This window comes from Schlesneria sp. (assembly GCF_036405755.1).
GTDB classification, from domain to species: domain Bacteria; phylum Planctomycetota; class Planctomycetia; order Planctomycetales; family Planctomycetaceae; genus Schlesneria; species Schlesneria sphaerica.
Window position 1 is genome coordinate 1 of sequence record NZ_DASWWZ010000032.1, and the last position, 3,855, is coordinate 3,855.

2 protein-coding genes and 1 pseudogene are annotated in these 3,855 nt (G+C 60.9%); all 3 read right to left on the reverse strand.

Going from position 1 to position 3,855, the window contains the following annotated elements:
* Positions 1–1,328, reverse strand: a 1,328-nt coding sequence (locus VGE80_RS01050) for a DUF1501 domain-containing protein (RefSeq protein ID WP_440591359.1), incomplete at its 3' end; no start/stop codon positions are given.
* Between the two features lie 124 nt (positions 1,329–1,452).
* Positions 1,453–3,519 carry an asparagine synthase (glutamine-hydrolyzing) gene (gene asnB / locus VGE80_RS01055; RefSeq protein ID WP_440591360.1) on the reverse strand — a complete coding sequence of 689 codons (2,067 nt, stop codon included), beginning with the start codon at positions 3,517–3,519 and terminating at the stop codon, positions 1,453–1,455.
* A 65-nt stretch (positions 3,520–3,584) separates the two neighbouring features.
* Positions 3,585–3,855: pseudogene (locus VGE80_RS01060) on the reverse strand (glycosyltransferase); the annotation flags it as partial.

A 3,855-nucleotide genomic window follows, 5' to 3' on the forward strand; every position in this document is an offset into this window, starting at 1 on the left:
TCGTAGATCGGGTCGACGAGGTACTGGGGTCGGCCAGTGAGGTCGGGCAGCAGGGTCTGCGTGGTGTCGATTCCCAGGTTGCGGTAGAGCGTGGCGAAGACTTCCTGGAAATGAACGGGGCGTTCCTTGGGGTGCTCGCCCAGCCGGTTGGTTGAACCGATGACCTGTCCCGTGCGCATGCCGCCCCCGGCCAGCCAGGCGCAGTTGACTTGCGGCCAGTGATCGCGTCCCCCATTTTTGTTGATGACGGGTGTGCGACCAAACTCGCCCCAGACGATGACAGAGACATCCTGATCGAGGCCGCGTTCGTGGAGGTCGTCGAGCAGGGCACTCAGACCCTGATCAAAGACGGGCAGATGGTCCCGGGCATTCTCGAAATTTGTTCCGTGAGGGCGACCGTGCCAGTCCCAGCGGCCGTAAGCGAGCGTCACGACGCGGGCTCCTGCTTCGACCAGTCGGCGTGCCGCCAGCAGATAATCGTTCATGAGTGGCCCGGCATCGCCGTAGCCCGCGTTCTCCGGTGCGCCTCGACCGTAGCGATCTCGAATTTCGGGATCTTCCTGTTCCAGATCAAGGGCATCGACCAGTTTGCTGGATGTCAGGATGCCGAACGCGGCCTGGTATTGAGCTTCGAGTCCCTCAAGAGCGCCGCTGGTTTCTGCTTCGTGCTTGAGACGGTCGAGTTCATTCAGCAGCAGTTTGCGGTTACGCAGACTCTCGACGCTGATCCCTGCCAAGCCGAGCTGTGCCTGTTCGGCATTTGGAGCGAACGGGGCATGGGCTTGTCCGGCGAAGCCTGCCTGGCCGGGGTCCCCCCACGGCGCGTTCCGCATCCGTGTCGACAGCCCGACGAAGGGGAGGGTCCCCGGTTCGACGGGGCCCTGAATGCGGGAGACGGCTGATCCAAACGAAGGCCATCCCCCGGCCGGTTGTCCGAGAACGCTATGTCCGGTCATACACTGGAAGGCGGCATGTCTTCCCTCGGAACCGACCAGCGAGCGGATGATCGACATCCGATCCTGCCGCTGCGCCAGCATGGGGAGGAGTTCACAGACTTCGATACCGGGGACGTTGGTGGCGATCGGTTTGAACTCGCCCCGAATCTCGACGGGAGCATCCATTTTCAGGTCGACCATGTCCTGATGCGGCGGGCCGCCCGAGAGGAAGACCATGATGACCGATTTGTGTGAGCGTTTTCCGCTGAGCGACTCGGCACGCAAGAGATCGGGAAGGCTGATGCCCCCCATAGCCAGTCCGCCAATCTTGAGAAGCGACCGACGACTGAGGCCGTCACACAAACGGTGCTGTTTTCCCAGTAGGTTCAACATAGGGCGGGCTTCCTCGCTCAACATATCAACAATGACCGAAGTGACAGCCTACGAAGTTTACCGGCCGCATGTCTACAGCGAATCGGGAAGCGTTCCCCGGGCATTGCGAGGGATCTGGCGCTGATTAACGGTGGGAATACTCGTCCAGCCAGGCTTGGAACATCAGGACGTCCCAGAGCAGATAACTCCAGTCGGCCCCACGGAGGTGGTCTTGCCAGCGTTCCCGGATGACTCGCGGGTTAAGGAAACCTTCCTCGCTTAAGCGGGGTTCGTTGATCAGCTTTTCGACCCAGTCGCGCAGGGGACCACGTAGCCAGTCGGCGATGGGGACACCGAAGCCGACTTTGGGACGTTCGAACAGTTCGCGAGGGACGTATTTCGCCAGCACGTCCCGCAAGATCCGTTTTCCCTGACCGGCTTGCACCTTGAATTCGTGGGGGAGCGTCCAGGCAAACTCGACGACGCGGTGGTCGAGCAGGGGTGTGCGTGCTTCGAGTGAGACCCCCATGCTGGCACGATCGACTTTCGTCAGGATGTCGCCGGGGAGATAGGTGAGCGTATCGTAGGCCTGCCAGTCCTGCTGAAGCTGTGCAGGCGATTCGGCAGGAAAGGGGGGATTGTCAGGTTCATCACGAATGATCGACCGGGAAGAAGGGGAGGGGACTTGTCGGGAGATTCCTCTGACCGCACCGTCTGCGTCCCGCCAGTGTGACATATTTCTCAGGTAGCGGTCGTGGGGGCCGGTCTCGGAAAGGACATCGACCGTTCTTGAAAGCAGTCGCTGCACTCGTCCCCAGGACAGGCTCGCGGCCACTCGACCCGTACGGCTGAGACTCTTACGGACCCCGGGAGGAAGCTTCCGTAATCTCTCTGCGATCCGGGCTGCCCGACTGCGTGAACCGGACGACTGAGCCGAAAAGTCGTCGAGCGCTTCGAAGTAGCGGCGGTAACCGCAAAATAGCTCATCTCCTCCATCCCCCGTCAGCGCGACAGTGACGTGCTGGCGAGCGAGGCGGCTGACGAGATAGGTCGGAATTTCGGAGGAGTCGCCGAAGGGTTCGTCGTACAGCTTCGGTAGAAGCGGGATGACGTCGCGCGCTTCGGTCGAGCTGACCATCATTTGCGTGTGGTCGGTCTTAAGATGCCGCGCGACTGCGGCGGCGTAGGGGGCTTCGTTGTAGGATTCGACGTCAAATCCGATGGTGAACGTCTTGATTGGCCGGGACGAGCACTTCTGCATCAGCGCAACGACCAGCGAGGAATCAATGCCTCCTGAAAGAAATGCTCCCAGCGGAACGTCAGCGACCATCCGTCGCTGGACGGCGTCGGTCAGCAGTTCATCCAGTTTGTCGACCGCCTCCGCATAAGAGCCCGTAAAGGGATGACTCTGCCCCTGGCTTCGTACCTGTCGGAAGTCCCAGTACCGCGTCGGTTCGGGCAGAGTCGCGGAGGGGAGCGTGTCGCGGTCTGGTCGGAGCGTCAGCAGAGCTCCCGGTGGAAGGGGAATCACGCCCTCGTAGATCGACTGGTTCGAAAGGTACGACTGTCGCAGAAATTCGTTCAGCGCTTCGCGGCTCACGGAGGTCTGAAAGTCAGGGTGAGCCCGCAGGGCCTTCAGTTCCGAGCCGAACAGAATCGAAAAACCGGCAGGTTTCGCTGAGGTTTCTGCCGTTGTCGCCATCGGGCTATCCGAGATGCGGGGCGTCGGACGTTGTGGAAACCGGCCGTAGTAGAGGGGCTTCTTTCCCAGGCGATCCCGGATCAGGGTCAATTCGCCGGATTGAGTGTCCCAGAGGGCAATCGCGAACATACCGACGCAGCGTTCGATCGTGGGGCGGATTCCCCACGCCGCGATTCCTTCCAAGAGCACTTCGGTGTCGGAACGGCCTCGGAAGGTGCGGCCACACGTGGTCAGTTCGGCCCGTAGTTCGTCGTGGTTATAGATTTCTCCATTAAAGGCGATGATGAATCGCCCGCATGAGGAGGCCATCGGCTGATGACCGCAGGGAGAAAGATCGACAATGGAGAGGCGGCGAAACCCCAGGGCGACCCCGGCAGCGGGGTCGCACCAGGTTCCTTGATCGTCAGGTCCGCGATGATGCAGGGTTTCGGCCATGGTGCCGACGATCTCCTGCATTCTGTTGGCAGACAGGTGGTTTGGTGAGGTGAGAAACCCGGTGAGACCACACATCGTAATTCGGTCAATCCGAAGTCAAGAGGGAAGGTGATGTCAGGACCGGGTGTCTGCTCGGCTGATCAGGCCGCTCGTCGCTGTTCCATCGGATACGTCGGGGTATCGAAGTTCCAGGTTCTGCGGACGGCGTAACTGGTCTGGTTCTGGGCTGCGAAATAGATGCGTGAGCAAAGTTCTCCCAGCATCCCGAAGAACAGGAACTGCATCCCCATCATGGCCGACATGGCCGTCAGCAGGAACAGGGGGTTGCCGGTCATGTCGACGTCTGCCCGCAGCTTCATGCCGATGGTTGCCATACCGGCCATGATGCTGACGAGCCAGCAGACGAGGCCC